General features: G+C 71.9%; 15 protein-coding genes. 9 read left to right on the top strand and 6 right to left on the bottom strand.

Translation table 11 applies throughout. The annotated features are described in order from the left end of the window. Positions 1-19: 19 nt before the first annotated feature. The 4 genes from AB0I10_RS12765 to AB0I10_RS12780 all read right to left on the bottom strand — a co-directional run bounded on the left by AB0I10_RS12765 (position 20) and on the right by AB0I10_RS12780 (position 2,742). A complete protein-coding gene (locus tag AB0I10_RS12765) occupies positions 20-433 on the bottom strand; it encodes a lasso peptide biosynthesis B2 protein (protein ID WP_363152432.1) in 414 nt (137 codons plus the stop codon). Next, positions 430-687, bottom strand: coding sequence for a lasso peptide biosynthesis PqqD family chaperone (locus AB0I10_RS12770; RefSeq protein WP_363152433.1), 258 nt, complete (start codon positions 685-687; stop codon positions 430-432). The genes AB0I10_RS12765 and AB0I10_RS12770 overlap by 4 nt, the downstream gene beginning before the upstream one ends. Then, the gene (locus AB0I10_RS12775; protein WP_363152434.1) at positions 594-2,522 is read right to left on the bottom strand and encodes an asparagine synthase-related protein; all 1,929 of its coding nucleotides are present in this window, start codon (positions 2,520-2,522) and stop codon (positions 594-596) included. The genes AB0I10_RS12770 and AB0I10_RS12775 overlap by 94 nt, the downstream gene beginning before the upstream one ends. Positions 2,523-2,595: 73 nt before the next feature. Continuing rightward, positions 2,596-2,742 (bottom strand): lasso RiPP family leader peptide-containing protein, encoded by a 147-nt coding sequence (locus tag AB0I10_RS12780; protein WP_363152435.1) that lies wholly within the window; start codon positions 2,740-2,742, stop codon positions 2,596-2,598. A gap of 290 nt (positions 2,743-3,032) precedes the next feature. Here AB0I10_RS12780 and AB0I10_RS12785 point away from each other — a divergent pair, with 290 nt between their 5' ends. The 3 genes from AB0I10_RS12785 to AB0I10_RS12795 all read left to right on the top strand — a co-directional run bounded on the left by AB0I10_RS12785 (position 3,033) and on the right by AB0I10_RS12795 (position 6,520). Continuing rightward, positions 3,033-4,448 carry a nitrate/nitrite transporter gene (locus tag AB0I10_RS12785; RefSeq protein ID WP_363152527.1) on the top strand — a complete coding sequence of 472 codons (1,416 nt, stop codon included), beginning with the start codon at positions 3,033-3,035 and terminating at the stop codon, positions 4,446-4,448. 242 nt (positions 4,449-4,690) lie between these two features. Beyond that, on the top strand, positions 4,691-5,911 hold the full coding sequence (locus AB0I10_RS12790; protein ID WP_363152436.1) for a uroporphyrinogen-III synthase: 1,221 nt from the start codon (positions 4,691-4,693) through the stop codon (positions 5,909-5,911). Positions 5,912-6,151: 240 nt separating this feature from the next. Further along, positions 6,152-6,520 carry a hypothetical protein gene (locus AB0I10_RS12795; RefSeq protein ID WP_363152437.1) on the top strand — a complete coding sequence of 123 codons (369 nt, stop codon included), beginning with the start codon at positions 6,152-6,154 and terminating at the stop codon, positions 6,518-6,520. A gap of 69 nt (positions 6,521-6,589) precedes the next feature. On the opposite strand, the gene AB0I10_RS12800 is transcribed toward AB0I10_RS12795, so the two are convergent. Then, entirely contained in the window at positions 6,590-7,375 is a 786-nt protein-coding gene (locus AB0I10_RS12800; protein ID WP_363152438.1) for a class I SAM-dependent methyltransferase, read from the bottom strand. Positions 7,376-7,634: 259 nt separating this feature from the next. Between AB0I10_RS12800 and AB0I10_RS12805 the strand changes: the two genes are divergently transcribed. From AB0I10_RS12805 to AB0I10_RS12830, 6 genes are all read left to right on the top strand, one after another. Continuing rightward, complete coding sequence (locus AB0I10_RS12805) at positions 7,635-8,339, top strand: ABATE domain-containing protein (protein ID WP_363152439.1); 705 nt, start codon at positions 7,635-7,637, stop codon at positions 8,337-8,339. 100 nt (positions 8,340-8,439) lie between these two features. Beyond that, positions 8,440-8,979 carry a sigma-70 family RNA polymerase sigma factor gene (locus AB0I10_RS12810; protein ID WP_363152440.1) on the top strand — a complete coding sequence of 180 codons (540 nt, stop codon included), beginning with the start codon at positions 8,440-8,442 and terminating at the stop codon, positions 8,977-8,979. Beyond that, positions 8,976-9,719 (top strand): zf-HC2 domain-containing protein, encoded by a 744-nt coding sequence (locus AB0I10_RS12815; RefSeq protein ID WP_363152441.1) that lies wholly within the window; start codon positions 8,976-8,978, stop codon positions 9,717-9,719. Before AB0I10_RS12810 ends, AB0I10_RS12815 begins: the two co-directional genes overlap by 4 nt. 221 nt (positions 9,720-9,940) lie before the next feature. Next, positions 9,941-12,502 (top strand): UvrD-helicase domain-containing protein, encoded by a 2,562-nt coding sequence (locus AB0I10_RS12820; RefSeq protein ID WP_363152442.1) that lies wholly within the window; start codon positions 9,941-9,943, stop codon positions 12,500-12,502. 398 nt (positions 12,503-12,900) lie between these two features. Then, a complete protein-coding gene (locus tag AB0I10_RS12825) occupies positions 12,901-14,334 on the top strand; it encodes an NAD-dependent malic enzyme (protein WP_363152443.1) in 1,434 nt (477 codons plus the stop codon). Between the two features lie 305 nt (positions 14,335-14,639). Further along, complete coding sequence (locus AB0I10_RS12830) at positions 14,640-14,921, top strand: HU family DNA-binding protein (RefSeq protein WP_030069353.1); 282 nt, start codon at positions 14,640-14,642, stop codon at positions 14,919-14,921. Between the two features lie 568 nt (positions 14,922-15,489). Here the strand turns inward: AB0I10_RS12830 and murA are convergent. Further along, positions 15,490-16,836 (bottom strand): UDP-N-acetylglucosamine 1-carboxyvinyltransferase, encoded by a 1,347-nt coding sequence (gene murA / locus AB0I10_RS12835; protein WP_363152444.1) that lies wholly within the window; start codon positions 16,834-16,836, stop codon positions 15,490-15,492. Positions 16,837-16,840: the final 4 nt, after the last annotated feature.

Genomic DNA, 16,840 nt, shown 5'->3' on the forward strand with positions numbered 1-16,840 from the left:
GGGTACGGGTCGGCCTGGATCAGCGTGGAACGGACAGCAGCGGCTGGTAGAGACGCGTGTCGTGGGGTTCGCCGACCGGGCGGCCGTCGACCGCCACCCACGCGTGGGCGCGGAACGGCTCCGTACGCACCCCCGTGCACCACTGCGGCCAGCTGCCGCGCGTACGGCACAACAGGGCCGTGGCGAGGGAGCGTTGCAGGCAGCCCTGGCCCGCGCAGCGCGCGCTGACCGTGACGACCGCGCGACGGGCCCGTAGCGCTTCGGGCTTGGTCGCCGGGCGGGCGCCGCGTCGTACGCGCTCCAGGACGCGGCAGATTGTGCGCGGGGAGAGACGCGACAGGACGCGCGCGGCGGCGACGCAGCAGAGGGTGGTGGCGCGCTCGGCGAAAGTGAGCTGGTGGGCGCGCTGCTCGGCGGCTACGGGAATGCTCAAGTGGTCACCAGTTCCGCGGACTTGAGGGTTTCCAGCAGGCCGACCGTGTCCGCCTCGACGCGGTCGGCGGCCTCGGGGTGGCGGGTGCGCAGTTCGGCGGCGGCCGATGTGCAACTCCCGCCTGCCAAAAGGTGTTCAAGAACCAGGGTGCCGGTGTCGTTCAGCTGCCAGTAACGGCCCGTCCGGGTGTTGAGGAGGACAAGTCCGCCGGGGGTGCGGGCGCTGGTGATGTGAGGGGCGAGGGAGAGGGGCATGCGGCTCCTACCGTGCGCAGCCAGTATTCGGCGGCGAGCGTGGGATCGAGGGGGAGCAGGGCGTCCGTGCGTGGCTGGAGGGATCGGAGGACGTGGCGCAGGGCGGCGGGGCGGATCAGGCCCAGGTCGGCCAGCCGCGAGTCGTCGCACAGGGCGGTCAGTGCGCGGCGGTGGCGGCGCAGGCCCGCGTACACCTCGGCGCTGTGCTCGCCCTTGGTGCCGCGGTCGAGTACGGCGTCGGGGACGAGGCCGCGCATGGCGGCGGCGAGCACGGGTTTGTACGCGCCGGTCTCGGGGCGGTCCGCGAGCCGGATCGTGAGGGCCGCCTCGATCACGGCGTCGTCGAGGAAGGGGGCTTGGTAGGCGACGCCGTGGGCGGCTGAGGCGAGCGCGTCGATCCCTCGTACGATCTCGCCCGCGCGGACGGCGGCCCGTACGGTCTCGTGCTGGGAGCGCAGCGCCCCGTAGGGCTCGGGGGCCTCGGCGGCCGCCTCGTGCAGGAGGCGGCGGACGGTGGCGACCGCGTCCGGATGTGCCCAGGGCGGCATGCTGGGGACGATCTCCCAGTCGGCGCCGGTGGTGCCGCGACGGTCGGTGCAGGTTGCCAGCCACCGGGGGTAGGGGGCGCCGCCCAGCAGCGTGCGCAGGGTGTCGGGGAGCGTCCAGCGGCCCAGGCGCCGGGCCTGGCGGGTCTGCCGGACGGCGGTGCGTAAGTCGTAGCGGGCGAGGGAGTTCAGCGCGGCCGGGCGGGGGGTGAAGAGTTCGTCGCCGCCGACGCCGACCAGATGCAGCCGGGAGCCGTGCTCGGCCACGAGGCGGGCCTGATGGGCGATCCGAGCGCCTTCCCTGATCGCCACGAGCGGGCCCGCCTCGTCGGTCTGTGCGGGGTCCGAGGGCGGGGTGTACCAGGTGGGCGCGTCGGCGTACGGGAGGCACAGATGCTCGCCCGTCTGGCCGGCGCGGGCGAGGTGGCCGGCGCTGCGGGCGCTCCAGAGGTTGTCGTCGTTGGCGGGGTCGCGGCACTCCCATGCGGTGGTGATCAGCCGGGTGTCGGCGGCGCGGGCGGCCAGGAAGCAGAGGCTGGTGGAGTCCATGCCTCCGGAGAGATCGGCGCTGAGCGTCTCGCGTCGGGTACGGGCGTGGACGGCGGCGCCGAGGGCTTCCCGTACGGCCTCGGCGGCGTCGGGGAGGGGCGCGTCCGGCTCGGGCGGCTGCCACCAACGCACCACGCGGTGGCGGCCGTTGGGGGCGAAGGTGAGGTAGTGGCCCGGTGGTACGGCGTGGACCGACCGCCAGGGCGGGCGCAGGGCGAGCGGGAGCGGGGCGAAGGGGGTGAGCAGGCGCGGGGCCAGTGCCTCTTCGTCGATGGTGCCGAGGTGGGGCGCGCCGCCCAGGCCGGTGCGTGCCGCCTCGCGCCCCAGGGCGGCCAGGTCCTGGGGCCGGTTGCCGGCGACCGTGATACCGCCGATGTCCGCGTGATGAAGCTGACGGATCGTCGAAACGCTGCCCTGGCAACGGACTTGGGAGCCGAAGGCGGCCATCAGGAAGAAGCTGCCGGGCAGTGCGCGGACGTGGTTGTCGAGGTCATGGAGGTCATCGCGGCTGCTCAGGCGGCGGAGCAGGCGGGTCAGGTCGCTCGGGGTGGCCGAGGTCGTGCCGAGCAGTGCGAGGCGGCGCGGGCCGATGCGTGCCGTCACCATGTCGTCTCTCGTCCAGTGCCCGAGGATCCAGGGGCGGCCGGAGGGGTGCGGCACGACGAGCATCGGCGGGTTCCGGCGGAGGCGGGCGGTGAGCCGGTCGGCGGCGGGATGGTCGGGGAGGACGAGGAAGTCCACGGGGCGAGCCTCCTGGTAGGGCGTGGGCGGCCCTGCCGGGGTGGGTGTGGCGCCCGGCAGAGCCGATCGCTGGTCAGTCGAGCGAGAACCCGCCGATACCGTCGTAGAGGATCCCCACGAACCCGAGCGTCAGCTCGGTGAAGCCCCCGACCTCGGCCAGCTCGGGCGCCTCGTAGTCGACCTGCTCCGGTGCTTCCTGCGTTTCCTGCATTTCCCGCATCGAATGCACTTCCTTCCTTGGGAGTGCCGTACACCCCTACGGCAACGCATCGTGTCGGGGTGATTACGGTCTGCGTCCGACGCAAAGGCTGGCAGTAACCGCAGCTCGTTCCATTGCCCCGAACGGGTGAACGGAGGGAGCGTGCGAGGCATGGCGGCGCAGTGGCTGCTCACTGCACGCCCCTGGGCCCCGTGAGAGCAAGGTTTCGCGGCGGTCACTTCCCGCCACGGGCCGGAAACGCGCCGTCCCTAGCTTCGAGGGAGATGACTGGATCCCCCCTGGGAGGCGCGATGACGACCGAGGCCGCGGCAGGTACCCGCAGCAGTAGTGGCAAGAGGAGAGGGAAGCGCTGGATCGAGCAGTGGGACCCGGAGGACGAGACCTTCTGGGCGGAGTCGGGCGAGCGGGTCGCGCGACGGAACCTCGCCTTCTCGGTGCTGTCCGAGCACATCGGGTTCTCCATCTGGACCCTGTGGTCCGTGATGGTGCTGTTCATGGGCCCGGAGTACGGGATCGATCCGGCCGCGAAGTTCTTCCTGGTGGCCGTGCCGACGGTGGTGGGCGCCGTACTGCGGGTGCCGTACACCTTCGCGGTCGCGATCTTCGGTGGGCGCAACTGGACGGTGGTCAGCGCGCTGCTACTGCTGGTGCCGACCGCGGCGGCGGCCTGGGTGATGGAGCCGGGGACGTCCTACAACACATTCCTGCTCGTCGCGGCGCTCGCCGGCGTCGGGGGCGGCAACTTCGCGTCCTCCATGACGAACATCAACTCCTTCTACCCGCTGCGGAAGAAGGGCTGGGCCCTGGGGCTGAACGCCGGCGGCGGAAACATCGGCGTACCGGTGATCCAGCTGCTGGGGCTGCTGGTGATCGGGACGGCCGGGGCCACGCAGCCGCGGATCGTGCTGGCCGTCTATGTGCCGCTGATCGTGATCGCGGCGGTGCTGGCCGCGCTGTTCATGGACAACCTGGGGCCGGTGACCAATGACACCGGGGCGGCGAAGGACGCGGTCCGGCAGAAGCACACCTGGGTGATGTCGCTGCTCTACATCGGCACGTTCGGGTCGTTCATCGGCTACAGCTTCGCCTTCGGCCTGGTGCTGCAGAGCCAGTTCGCCCGCACGCCCCTCCAGGCGGCGTCGCTGACGTTCATCGGGCCGCTGCTCGGGTCGCTGATCCGGCCGGTCGGCGGGCGGCTGGCGGACCGGTTCGGCGGCGCCCGGATCACCCTGTGGAACTTTGTGGCGATGGGCGCGGCCACCGGAGTGGTGATCTACGCGTCGGTGCAGAAGTCGCTGCCGGTCTTCCTCGTCGGATTCATCTCGCTGTTCGTGCTGACGGGGCTCGGCAACGGCTCCACGTACAAGATGATCCCGGGGATCTTCCAGGCCCAGGCCGTACGGCAGGGGCTGGCGGGCGAGGCGGCCGCGGCGTACGGGCGGCGTCTGTCCGGGGCCGCGATGGGGCTGATCGGGGCGGTGGGCGCGCTCGGCGGGCTCGGCATCAACCTCGCGTTCCGGCAGGCGTTCCAGACGACGGGCTCGGGCACCCCGGCGTTCGTGTCCTTCCTGGCCTTCTACGCGGTGTGCTGCGCGGTGACCTGGGCCGTATACCTGCGGCGGCCGGCGGGCGCACGGTCCGCGGCGGAGCCGGGGGCGGCGGAGGCGGGCGAGGAGGCGCGCCGGCCGGTGTACGCCGAGGTCTGAGGCGGCCTCGGTCACCGAGCTTGGAGGCGCACCTCCGTAACAGCTGTAACAGTGGGGAAATGTTGAGGGACCGTGCCTGTCACGTGCTGTTGGCAGGCTCGGCTCCTCCATCAGGTCCTTTCGGGGCCGATGAGGACCTGTCCGGGCCCAGTCGGGGCCGGGCAGGCCGCCTCGTTCCGCCAGAGCCGCGGAGGAACGGGGAGCACGAGGCACCACACCACTCTGGGCGGAGCGGGACGATCATGATCGATCAGCAGCAGATTCATGAGGAGCAGACTCACGAGCAGCGGGGCCACAGCGAGCAGCAGCCGGTGACGCCGGCGTCGGCGCCGGCCGTGCGGCCGCTCGACGGGTTCACCGTCGGGGTGACCGCGGCCCGGCGGGCGGAGGAGCTGGGCACGCTGTTGGAGCGGCGCGGCGGGCAGGTGCTGCACGCGCCCGCGCTGCGCATCGTGTCCCTGCCGGACGACACCGAGCTGCTCGCGGTGACCAGAGATCTGATCGAGGACGTGCCGGACATCGTCGTGGCGACCACCGCCATCGGGTTCCGTGGCTGGATCGAGGCCGCCGAGGGGTGGGGACTCGGCGAAGCCCTGCTGGACCGGCTGGCCGGAGTGGAGCTGCTGGCGCGTGGCCCGAAAGTACGCGGCGCGATCCGGGCGGCCGGACTGACCGAGAAGTGGTCGCCGGCGTCCGAGTCGATGGCGGAGGTGCTGGACCGGCTGCTGGAGCAGGGGGTCTCCGGGCGCCGGGTCGCCGTACAGCTGCACGGGGAGCCGCTGCCCGGCTTCGTCGAGGCGCTGCGGGCCGGCGGCGCGGAGGTCGTCGGCGTGCCCGTATACCGCTGGATGCCGCCGGAGGACATCGGGCCGGTGGACCGGCTGCTGGACGCGGTGCTCGGGCGCGGGGTGGACGCGGTGACCTTCACCAGCGCCCCGGCCGCCGCGTCGCTGCTGCGGCGCGCCGAGGAGCGCGGCATCCGGGACGAGGTGCTGGCGGCGCTGCGGCAGGACGTGCTGCCGGTGTGCGTGGGGCCGGTCACCGCACTGCCGCTCCAGGCGCACGACGTTCCCACACTCCAGCCGGAGCGCTTCCGGTTGGGGCCGCTGGTGCAGCTGCTGTGCCGTGAACTCCCGGGCCGAGTGCGGCAGTTGCCGGTCGCCGGGCGGCGGCTGGAGGTCCGTGGGCACGCGGTCGTGGTGGACGGCGAGCTGCGGCCGGTGCCGCCGGCCGGGATGGCGCTGCTGCGCGCGCTGGCCCGCCGCCCCGGCTGGGTGGTCTCCCGCGCGGATCTGCTGCGGGCGCTGCCGGGGGCGGGGCGGGACGAGCATGCGGTGGAGACGGCGATGGCCCGGCTGCGGGTGGCGCTGGGCGCGCCGAAGCTGATCCAGACGGTCGTCAAGCGGGGGTACCGGCTGTCGCTGGACCCGCATGCGGACACGGACAAGTACGGCGCGGCGTAGGGCCTGTCCGATGGGTCAGGGTCGGAAAGGGCCCTGGGCCTGTCCTGCTGGGTGCGCGGCCTTGCCCGCGGGCGGTCACGCCGCGAGCCACCTGCTGCCCAGTTGGGCCGGTGGGTTCACCTCTCGGGGTGAAGCATGATCACCTTGGGAAGAGAGGGGCTCCGGGCCGGGCATGGTGGCCAGCGGTGATCGTCGCCGCGCTCGCCGTCCAACGCGGGCAGCCATGCAAGGAGCTCTCCCATGAAGCCAGTGCTCAGGTCCGCCGTAGGGGCGGGTGCCGCCATCCTCACTCTCCTGGCCGTCAGCGGCCCGGCGACAGCAGCGGCGCGCGGGGCCTCGGGGGCCCGCCCCGCAGCCCCCGTCTCGATCGACATGGTGTCGTCCGATCCGATCGTCCTCGGCCCGGGTCGCACGGTCGATGTCCGAGGGTCTGTGTGCCCGGACGGTACGCGGGTGGTCGGGGGTGGTACCGAGGTCTACGCCAGCGAGGGAGATTCGACGCGCGGATACCCGGACCAGGACCTCAACCAGTGGGTGGGAAGCGTCAGCAACCACGGCACCGTACCGGTCGAGGTCACGGGGTACAGCGCCTGCCTCGGGAGCGCCTGACTCCGGCCGCGCCGGAGCGTCGTAGCCGGCGCATCCCGCCGGCTATGGCGCTCAGTCACACCCAGGGTCTCAGGCTCCCGGCGCCCCGTTGCTGACGCGGATCTTGGACTGGCCGTGCGGGCGCTTCTCCCAGTCGTCCATGAAGCGGGCCGTCAGCCCGTGGTTGCGGGCCAGGCGCAGCAGGGTCTCGGTCCGGTAGTAGAAGTCCTCGCGCAGCACCTGGTGTTCCGCGCCCTCGGTGCGGTCGAAGGTGAAGTCGAAGAAGCCGCCGGGTGCCAGGATGCGGCCGACGTGCGCGAGGCATTCGTCGATGACCTGGAGCGGCGAGTGCGAGAAGACGCTGTGCGCGTGCACGACGTCGAAGTGGGCGGCCGGGAGGAAGTCCAGCTTCAGATCCTTGGTGATCGTCAAGTGCGGGAGCTTGTCCTGGAGTTCGTACGTCGTCAGGGTCTGCTTGGCGGATATCAGGATGTCCGGGGAGATGTCGATGCCGTAGTAGTTGCCGCTGTCGAGGTGGGCGATGAAGCGCCAGCCGGCCCGCAGATTGCCGCAGCCGATGTCGAGCATCCGGTGGCCCGGCTTGAGCCCGTGCTCCGCCAGGTAGGCGAACTGCATCTCGCCCAGCGCCAGCCAGCGTTCGTGGCTGCGGCTGCCGACCGCGGCTTCCGGGTTGCGGCCGGTGTCGGAGGCCATCACCGCGCGGTAGTAGTCCACGTGGTCGGGGTGCTTGAGGCGCAGCCAGGTGTCCCGTGCGGTGCGCTTCACGTACGGGGTGACGCGGGCCGGGTTGCGGACCGCGTAGCCGATCTTGTGGGTCAGGCTGGCGCGGTTCTTGAGCAGCGACTTGGGCGACATGGAGACCTTCGTCCTGGAGGGGCCGGAAGGGGCGGGGACCGGTGGTCCCGAAGGGCCGCGGTCGTCACGCCGCGGACTATACATCAGCTGTATACGCGATGTGTCTACTTGCGGTGTCTACCTTTGATGCCTACCTCCGGGCCTTCCTCGGGCCTGCCTTCGGTTCTCCGCGGGGTAAGTGCCACGGAGGCTTCCGGCCGGGTCGTGCGCCGGGCACTCTGGGGGCACACGCGTTTGTTCGCTAAGGAGTGACAGGCACATGGCGGCGCCTCACGACCTGCGGTTCGACTGCGGGCGGATCTGCCTGGATCTGGTGGCCACCGGTGGCACCCCTGCCGAACGGCTCACCGGACCCGAGCATCTGACGGCCTGGCTGGTCGGCGCGGGGGTGGTGCCGCACGGCGTCCCGCTGGACGGCGTCGACGGCGGCTGGGTCAGCCGCTTCCGGGCGCTGCGCGACCTGCTGCGCCGCGTGGTGCACGACGAACTGCGGGGCCGGGCGGCCGACGCCGACCTGACGCTGCTCAACGCTACCGCCGAGGCCGGTGAGCCGCCCGCGGTATGGGCCGTACGGGCTGCGGACGGCAGCCTGACCTGCGCTTTCCCCGGCCCGCCGGACTGCGCCGGGCTGCTGGCCGCGGTGGCCCGGGACGCCGTCGGACTGCTCACCGACGCGGTGGCACGCGGGCAGCTGAGGCAGTGCGAGGGCGAGAGCTGCTCGCGGGTCTACCTGGACACCTCCCGCGGCCGGCGCCGCCGTTGGTGCTCCAGCGAAGTGTGCGGCAACCGGGAGCGGGTGGCGCGGCACCGGAGGCGGACGACGGGGCGGGGTACGGCAGGAGCCACCTCGCCCGCTTCCGCACCTGCTTCCGCCCCCGCTTCCCCGCCCGTTCCCGCACCCGTTCCCGCACCCGTTCCCGCACCCGCTTCTTCACCCGCCGCGAAATTCTTCGCCGGGCCTTGAACGCGCCGCCCGGCCCGTCCGTACTCCTCACCGAAGGTCCGATCCATGGCATGGTCCCCGGAGCGCTCCGTGGATCCGCGCTATCGACCCGGGAGTTGGAGTGCGCAAGGATGCCGTCGTGGCAGACAGGACGACACCTGACGAGGAGCTCATGCGAGCCCTCTATGACGACCATGCGGGACCGCTTCTCGCCTTCGTCCTGCGGTTGGTGGCGGGCGACCGGCACCGAGCGGAAGACGTAGTGCAGGAGACGCTGGTGCGCGCCTGGCGCAACGCCGACCAGCTGCAACGTGCGACCGGCTCGATCCGGCCATGGCTGGTCACCGTCGCCCGGCGGATCGTCATCGACGGACACCGCAGCCGCCAGGCCCGGCCCCAAGAGGTCGATGCGACACCTCTGGAGACGATGCCCGCCGCCGATGTGATCGACCGGGCGCTGCGCCTGATGACGATCTCCGAGGCGCTGAGCGACCTGAGCCAGGCCCACCGAGAGGCCCTCGTCGAGACGTACTTCAAGGAGCGTACGGTCAGCGAGGCAGCGGCGGTGCTGCGCGTACCGGCCGGGACCGTGCGGTCCAGGGTCTTCTACGCGCTGCGCTCCCTGAGGCTCTCGCTCGAAGAACGAGGAGTGACGGAGTGACCCCGCCCACGCAGCCGGACCGGCACACCGACGTCGGCGCCTACGCGCTGGGCGTCCTGGACGCCGCCGACGCCGAACGGTTCGAGGCGCATCTCGCCGGATGCGACCCGTGCGCCGCCGAACTCGAAGAGCTGATGGGGCTGCCGCCGCTGCTCGCCGAGTTCAAGGAGTCCGCACCGACCCCGCAGACCCTCACCGCCGTCCCCGGGCCCGGCCTCCTGGACGGGCTGCTCGGCGAGGTCGCCGCCACCCGCCGCGCCCGTGGCCGCCGTCGGCTGTATCTCGTGGCCGCTGCCGCCGTGCTGATCATCGGCGGGCCGCTCGCCGCGGTCGCGCTGACCGCGGACCGGTCCGGGGGCGACACCGCGCCGCCGCTCGCGAACGCCGCCCGCGCGCAGTTCGACCAGGGCGAGAAGGCGGCCTCCGTCGATCCCGTCACCAAGGTCTCGGCGGGCGTCTCGATGGCGTCGAAGACCTGGGGCACCCAGGTCGTTCTCCAGCTGGCCAACGTCAAGGGGCCGCTCACCTGCGACCTGGTCGCCGTCGGCAAGGACGGCCGGCGGGAGACCGTCACCACCTGGGCGGTCCCCGAGGGCGGCTACGGCATCAAGGGCAGCACCGCGAAGTGGAACCGGGAGCCGCTCTACGCCACGGGCGGGGCGGCCCTGAACCGAGGCGACATCGACCGCTTCGAGATCCGCACGCTGGAGGGCAGGCGGCTGGCGACGGTGGACGTGTGAGGTCGTGATGCCCCGGGCGTACCCGGGGCCGTGACCCGGGCGTCATGACCCGGGCGTCATGACCTTGGTCGGTCGTCACATATGACCGAGTCGCGGATGGAATCACGTCCGCGTCAACATCCGACCGAACACGCCCAATTTTGTCCCTTTAGCCAGGTGCGCGCGGTGGCTGGTTCGCGTACGGTTGACGGCTGCCCTACGCACAGCAGAAGGGGGCCTGGGTGGCCGCGCAGAACGCCACGCACGCACCGGATCACGCTTCGGATTCCGTTCGCGACCGCGAGATCGAGGCCGAGCAGACGCATCTGGACCGCGTCTACCGGCGCCTTGAGGAGAAGATCCACGAGGCAGAGTTCCTGATGGACGACGCCGCCAAGCGCGGCCAGGTCGGCACGCCCGGCGCGCTCGCCGAGCGCGACGCGCAGGTCTTCCAGGCCGGCGTCCATCTCCACCGCCTGAATTCCGAGTACGAGGACTTCCTCTTCGGCCGGATCGACCTGCTCCTCGGCAAGGACGGCCAGAAGGGCCCGGACGGCGCCTACACCTCCGTCGAGCCGGCCGACGGCGCGATCGAGGACAACCGCGCCGCGATCGCCGAGACGCTGCACATCGGCCGCCTCGGAGTCCTCGACGCGGACTACTCGCCGCTGGTCATCGACTGGCGGGCGCCGGCCGCCGCGCCGTTCTACCGCGCCACCCCGGTCGCCCCCGGCCGGGTCGTCCGCCGCCGCGTCATCCGCTCCAAGGGCCGCAAGGTCCTCGGCGTCGAGGACGATCTGATGCGCCCGGAGGTCACCGCGACGCTGGACGGCGCGGAGCTGCCGGCGATCGGCGACGGCGCCCTGATGGCCGCGCTCGGCCGGGCCCGCAGCCACACCATGCGCGACATCGTCGCCTCCATCCAGGCCGAGCAGGACATGGTGATCCGGGCTCCCGCCGCCTCCGTCACGGAGGTCGAGGGCGGCCCCGGCACGGGCAAGACCGCCGTCGCGCTGCACCGCGCCGCCTACCTCCTCTACCAGGACCGCCGCCGCTACGCGGGCGGCATCCTCGTCGTCTCCCCGACGCCGCTGCTGGTCGCGTACACCGAAGGCGTGCTGCCGTCGCTCGGCGAGGAGGGCCAGGTCGCCATCCGCGCCCTGGGCTCGCTGGTGGACGGTGCGGAGGCGACCGCGTACGACCCGCCCGAGGTGTCCCGGATCAAGGGCTCCAGCCGGATGCAGAAGCTGCTGCGCAAGGCCGCCCGCGGGGCGCTGGAACTGGCGGCACCGGGAGCGGGCGGGCAGCCGCCCGAGCACACCGGGCAGGCCGCCGCCCCGCGTGAGGACGCCCAGCTCTCCCTGGAGGACCTCTTCGAGGCGGCCGGGGACGACAACGGGCGCGACGCCGCCAGGAACGGCGCCCAGAACGGCGCCAGGAACGGCCGCCAGGGCAGCCGCAGGACGCGTTCCAGGACCCCGCGCCCCGCCGCACCCGCCGCGAGCGTCCCGTCCCGCCTGCGCGTCGTCGCGTTCGGCGGCCGGATCGAGCTGGACGCCGACGAGCTGCGCGGCATCCGGCAGGCCGCGCTCGGCGGGACCGCGCCGGTCAACCTGCTGCGCCCGCGCGCCCGCCGGCTGATCCTCGACGCCCTGTGGACCAAGTCGGGTGCCGCCCGCCGCTACACGGACCCCGAGCTGGTCGCCGAGGCCCGCCAGGGCTTCGACGAGGACATCACCACCGAGCCGGAGTTCCTGGAGTTCCTGGACGCCTGGTGGCCGGAGCTCACCCCGCGCGGGGTGCTGGCCGCGATGGCCGACGAGCGGCTGCTGGGCCGCTGGGCGCGGCGCGTCCTCAACCCACGTGAGGTGCGCCAACTAGCCCGCTCGCTGCGGCGGCTGGACGCGGCAGGCCGTGGCCCGCTGTCGGTGCACGATGTCGCGCTGCTGGACGAGCTGCAGCTGATCCTCGGTGCCCCGATGCGGCCGGCCAAGCCGCGCGAGGTGGATCCGCTGGACCATCTGACCGGTCTGGAGGAGCTGTCGACCTTTGCGGACCGGAATTCCGGCGGCCGCAGCCGGCGCGAGCGGCTGGCGGAGGAACGTACCGACTACGCCCATGTGATCGTCGACGAGGCGCAGGATCTGACGCCGATGCAGTGGCGGATGGTCGGTCGGCGCGGCCGGCACGCCACCTGGACCGTCGTCGGCGACCCGGCGCAGTCCTCGTGGTCCGACCCGGACGAGGCCGCGCTGGCGCGGGACGAGGCGCTCGGTGCGCGCCCGCGCCGCCGCTTCACGCTCACCGTGAACTACCGCAACCCCGCCGAGATCGCCGAGCTGGCATCCAAGGTGCTGGCGCTGGCGATGCCCGGTATGGCCTCGCCGAGCGCGGTCCGTTCCACCGGCATCGAGCCGCGGTTCACGGTCGCCGCCATGGACGGTGAGCGTGGTGCCGTCGCCGACGAGGCGCTGGCGCGGGCCACCGTCGAGGAGGCCGGGCGGCTGCTGGGCGAGGTGGACGGCACGGTCGGCGTCGTGGTGGCCATGAACCGCCGCGAGCAGGCCCGGCGTTGGCTGGCCGGGCTCGGTGACCGGGTGGTGGCGCTGGGGTCCCTGGAGGCCAAGGGCCTGGAGTACGACGCGACGCTGGTGGTCTCGCCGGCCGAGATCGCCGACGAGTCGCCGGCCGGGCTGCGGGTGCTCTACGTCGCACTGACCCGGGCCACCCAGCAGCTGACGGTGCTCTCCGCCGGGAGCGACGAGCCGGATGCGGACGGGGTGCCGGACCTGCTGCGCGACTGAGGCCGCATGGGGCCGTATGGTCGCCGCCGTACGAGGGGTCTTGAAATCGTCTCCCCGGGACGGGATTCGCTTCCGGAGATGGTTTGTTAGCCTTGGTGACGGCACCGGCTCGATCCAAGCCCCCGGGCCCAACCATCGTCGCTACGAGCGACCACTTGCCGCGAGGCGAGCATGGCGGGTCGGTGCCGCTGAACATGCGAGAGGCCCATGTCATCCGATGACATGGGCCTCTTTGCTGCGCCCAGGAAATTCTCGTATGGTGGAAGTTGCTTTCCGTAAATTGCCGCCGCTCACGACCAATACGTTCGCAATGCCGGGCGGCTACCGCGTACTCCGCGGTAGGTGCGACGATCGGACGGCAATCCAAGCGACACGGTGAACAGCGGAGGAAGTCGGCCATGGCAACGGCGCCCAGCGTCTCGTACTCGATGACGGTTCGGCTGGAGGTCCCGGCCAGCGGGACCGCGGTCAGCCAGCTCACCACGGCCGTGGAGTCCTCCGGCGGGTCGGTCACCGGCCTCGACGTGACCGCATCCGGCCACGAAAAGCTCCGGATCGACGTCACCATCGCCGCGACGTCCACCGCGCACGCCGACGAGATCGTCGAGGAGCTGCGCGGCATCGAGGGCGTCTCCCTCGGCAAGGTCTCCGACCGTACGTTCCTGATGCACCTCGGCGGCAAGATCGAGATGCAGTCGAAGCACCCCATCCGCAACCGTGACGACCTGTCGATGCTCTACACCCCGGGCGTCGCCCGGGTCTGCCAGGCCATCGCCGACAACCCCGAGGACGCCCGCAGCCTGACCATCAAGCGCAACAGCGTCGCGGTCGTCACGGACGGCTCCGCGGTGCTGGGCCTCGGCAACATCGGCCCCAAGGCCGCGCTGCCCGTCATGGAGGGCAAGGCGGCCCTCTTCAAGCGCTTCGCCGGTATCGACGCCTGGCCGCTGTGCCTGGACACCCAGGACTCCGACGAAATCGTGGCGATCGTCAAAGCAATCGCCCCCGGCTTCGCGGGCATCAACCTGGAGGACATCTCCGCGCCCCGCTGCTTCGAGATCGAGGCGCGGCTGCGCGAGGCCCTGGACATCCCGGTCTTCCACGACGACCAGCACGGCACCGCCATCGTGGTGCTCGCCGCCCTCACCAACGCGCTGCGCGTCGTCGCCAAGAAGATCGAGGACGTCCGGGTCGTGATGTCCGGCGCCGGCGCCGCGGGCACCGCCATCCTCAAGCTGCTGATCGCGGCCGGCGTCCGGCACGCCGTCGTCGCCGACATCCACGGTGTGGTGCACGCCGGCCGTACCGACCTGGTCGACGCCGACCGGGACTCGCCGCTGCGCTGGATCGCCGACAACACCAACCCGGAGGGCGTCACCGGCACCCTCAAGGAGGCCGTGGTCGGCGCGGATGTCTTCATCGGTGTCTCGGCGCCGAACGTCCTGGACGGCGACGACGTCGCGAAGATGGCCGAGGGCGCAATCGTGTTCGCACTCGCCAATCCCGACCCGGAGGTCGACCCGGCGATCGCCCGGCAGACCGCCGCGGTCGTGGCCACCGGCCGCTCCGACTTCCCGAACCAGATCAACAACGTCCTGGTGTTCCCCGGGGTATTCCGCGGCCTCCTCGACGCCCAGTCCCGTACGGTGAACACCGAGATGATGCTGGCTGCGGCCGGTGCCCTCGCGGACGTGGTGCACGACGACGAGCTCAACCCGAACTACATCATCCCCAGCGTGTTCAACGACAAGGTCGCGGGCGCGGTGGCGGGTGCGGTGCGGGACGCGGCGAGGGCGGCTGACCCGAATGTGACAGCTGCCACGGCGCTCTGAGTACGGCGCGTCGCAGGACACGCCGTCCTCAAGGCCCCCATAGGCTGACGGGCAGCAATGGCCGCCGCCCTGTGGGTTCGGCCCGGAGCGGTCATGGTGCGGAACGTCACCACTACGAGGCAGTGGCGCTTTTCGTGTGACCCTCCTGGGCGCCGGATTGGCTTTACCGCCGCAGGTAGGGGCAGGATGCGTATTCGGGCGCGAGGGTCTGGCAGCAGACCCGGGTCCGGGGACTGTCCGAGGGCCCTGGCAGCATCGGCTTCGATCTCACGCCTCATTGGCAAGAAGAACACGGGAGTACAAACATGAACCGCAGTGAGCTGGTGGCCGCTCTGGCCGATCGCGCCGAGGTGACCCGCAAGGACGCCGACGCCGTTCTGGCCGCCCTCGCCGAGGTGACCGGCGAGATCGTCGCGAAGGGCGACGAGAAGGTCACCATCCCCGGCTTCCTGACCTTCGAGCGCACCCACCGTGCCGCTCGCACCGCGCGCAACCCGCAGACCGGCGACCCGATCCAGATCCCGGCCGGCTACAGCGTGAAGGTCTCCGCGGGCTCCAAGCTCAAGGAAGCGGCCAAGGGGAAGTAAGTCCCTTAGCACGGCGTAACTGGGCGGCGGCCCCCTTCGGGGGGCGGCCGCCCTTTGCCGTGCCGGTGCGGGGCGGTGGTGGTCCGGTGTCGTGCCCGTGCGAGCCGCGGTGAGCCGGCGGCCAGGCCCTTCCCGCCCGTACGCACGGGAAGCCGGCCGGGTGACGTCCTCCAGACAGGTCCTGACGGCCGTACAGGTGACGCTCAGGCAGGTGCCGTGCTCGCACCCGGGTAATCCGGGGGAGTCGCCCACGAGGCCAGGCAAAGGCGGCCAGGGCCTCTTCTCCGGCCGGCGTACGGGGCGGTGCCGGCGGCAGGGCCGTGGTGCGGCGTACGCGCGGCAGCGGGCCTCTCGTCGCACCCGCGACTTCCGGCGTCCACGGTGCCCGCCGTGCGGGCGTCGATGCGGTGCTCGCCGGCTGCGCCGTTCTCGTGAACGACGCTCCGCAACAGCCGACGACGGGCACACCGAACTCGTCGGTGTGCCCGTCGTGTTGAGCCTTTTCGATACCCGGGGCCCGCTGGTTCTCCCGCTCACCCCGGACCGGCGCCCGGGGCGCCGTCCTGCCTCAGTTGCGGGGTGCGCCGTTCGGCAGTTCGACGTCCGCCCCGAGGCTGACCAGCTTCTCCATGAAGTTCTCGTAGCCGCGGTTGATCAGGTCGATGCCGTGGACCCGGGACGTGCCCTGCGCCGCCAGCGCCGCGATCAGGTACGAGAAGCCGCCGCGCAGGTCGGGGATGACCAGGTCGGAGCCCTGCAGCTTGGTGGGTCCTGAGACCACCGCGGAGTGCAGGAAGTTGCGCTGGCCGAAGCGGCAGGCGGAGCCGCCCAGGCACTCGCGGTAGAGCTGGATGTGCGCGCCCATCTGGTTCAGCGCGGACGTGAAGCCGAGTCGGGACTCGTACACCGTCTCGTGGACGATCGAGAGGCCCGACGCCTGCGTCAGGGCGACGACCAGCGGCTGCTGCCAGTCGGTCTGGAAGCCCGGGTGGACGTCGGTCTCCAGGGCGATCGCGTTGAGCGAACCGCCCGGGTGCCAGAAGCGGATGCCCTCGTCGTCGATCTCGAAGGCGCCGCCGACCTTCCGGAAGGTGTTGAGGAAGGTCATCATCGACCGCTGCTGCGCGCCGCGGACGTAGATGTTGCCCTCGGTGGCCAGCGCCGCGGACGCCCAGGAGGCGGCCTCCAGGCGGTCCGGGAGGGCGCGGTGGTTGTAGCCGTCGAGCTTGTCGACACCGGTGATCCGGATCGTCCGGTCGGTGTCCATGGAGATGATCGCGCCCATCTTCTGCAGAACGCAGATGAGGTCCTCGATCTCCGGCTCCACGGCGGCGTTCGACAGCTCGGTGACGCCCTCCGCCAGGACGGCGGTCAGCAGCACCTGCTCGGTCGAGCCGACCGACGGGTACGGCAGCCGGATCTTGGTGCCGCGCAGCCGCTGCGGGGCCTCCAGGTACTGCCCGTCGTCGCGCTTCTCGATCGTCGCGCCGAACTGGCGCAGCACGTCGAAGTGGAAGTCCACCGGCCGGCCGCCGATGTCGCAGCCGCCCAGGCCCGGGATGAAGGCGTGGCCGAGGCGGTGCAGCAGCGGGCCGCAGAACAGGATCGGGATCCGCGAGGAGCCGGCGTGCGCGTCGATGTCCGCGACGTTGGCGCTCTCCACGTGCGACGGGTCGAGGATCAGCTCGCCCGGCTCGTCGCCGGGGCGCACCGTGACGCCGTGCAGCTGCAGCAGCCCGCGCACGACGCGTACGTCGCGGATGTCGGGCACATTGCGCAGCCGGCTCGGACCGCTGCCCAGGAGGGCGGCGACCATGGCCTTCGGCACGAGGTTCTTCGCACCGCGCACCCGGATCTCGCCATCGAGCGGGGTGCCGCCGTGGACAAGCAGTACGTCGTCAGTAGAGACGGTCATGGAT

The sequence above is a fragment of the Streptomyces sp. NPDC050636 genome (genome assembly GCF_040654775.1).
Classification (GTDB): Bacteria; Actinomycetota; Actinomycetes; order Streptomycetales; family Streptomycetaceae; genus Streptomyces.

What these genes read in the sequence shown, in the direction of transcription:
- AB0I10_RS12770 (WP_363152433.1), bottom strand. Translation starts at nt 687, where the DNA reads ATGCCCCTCTCCCTCGCCCCTCACATCACCAGCGCCCGCACCCCCGGC.
- AB0I10_RS12780 (WP_363152435.1), bottom strand. Translation starts at nt 2,742, where the DNA reads ATGCGGGAAATGCAGGAAACGCAGGAAGCACCGGAGCAGGTCGACTAC.
- AB0I10_RS12785 (WP_363152527.1), top strand. Translation starts at nt 3,033, where the DNA reads ATGACGACCGAGGCCGCGGCAGGTACCCGCAGCAGTAGTGGCAAGAGG.
- AB0I10_RS12790 (WP_363152436.1), top strand. Translation starts at nt 4,691, where the DNA reads ATGATCGATCAGCAGCAGATTCATGAGGAGCAGACTCACGAGCAGCGG.
- AB0I10_RS12795 (WP_363152437.1), top strand. Translation starts at nt 6,152, where the DNA reads ATGAAGCCAGTGCTCAGGTCCGCCGTAGGGGCGGGTGCCGCCATCCTC.
- AB0I10_RS12800 (WP_363152438.1), bottom strand. Translation starts at nt 7,375, where the DNA reads ATGTCGCCCAAGTCGCTGCTCAAGAACCGCGCCAGCCTGACCCACAAG.
- AB0I10_RS12805 (WP_363152439.1), top strand. Translation starts at nt 7,635, where the DNA reads ATGGCGGCGCCTCACGACCTGCGGTTCGACTGCGGGCGGATCTGCCTG.
- AB0I10_RS12825 (WP_363152443.1), top strand. Translation starts at nt 12,901, where the DNA reads ATGGCAACGGCGCCCAGCGTCTCGTACTCGATGACGGTTCGGCTGGAG.
- AB0I10_RS12830 (WP_030069353.1), top strand. Translation starts at nt 14,640, where the DNA reads ATGAACCGCAGTGAGCTGGTGGCCGCTCTGGCCGATCGCGCCGAGGTG.
- murA (WP_363152444.1), bottom strand. Translation starts at nt 16,836, where the DNA reads ATGACCGTCTCTACTGACGACGTACTGCTTGTCCACGGCGGCACCCCG.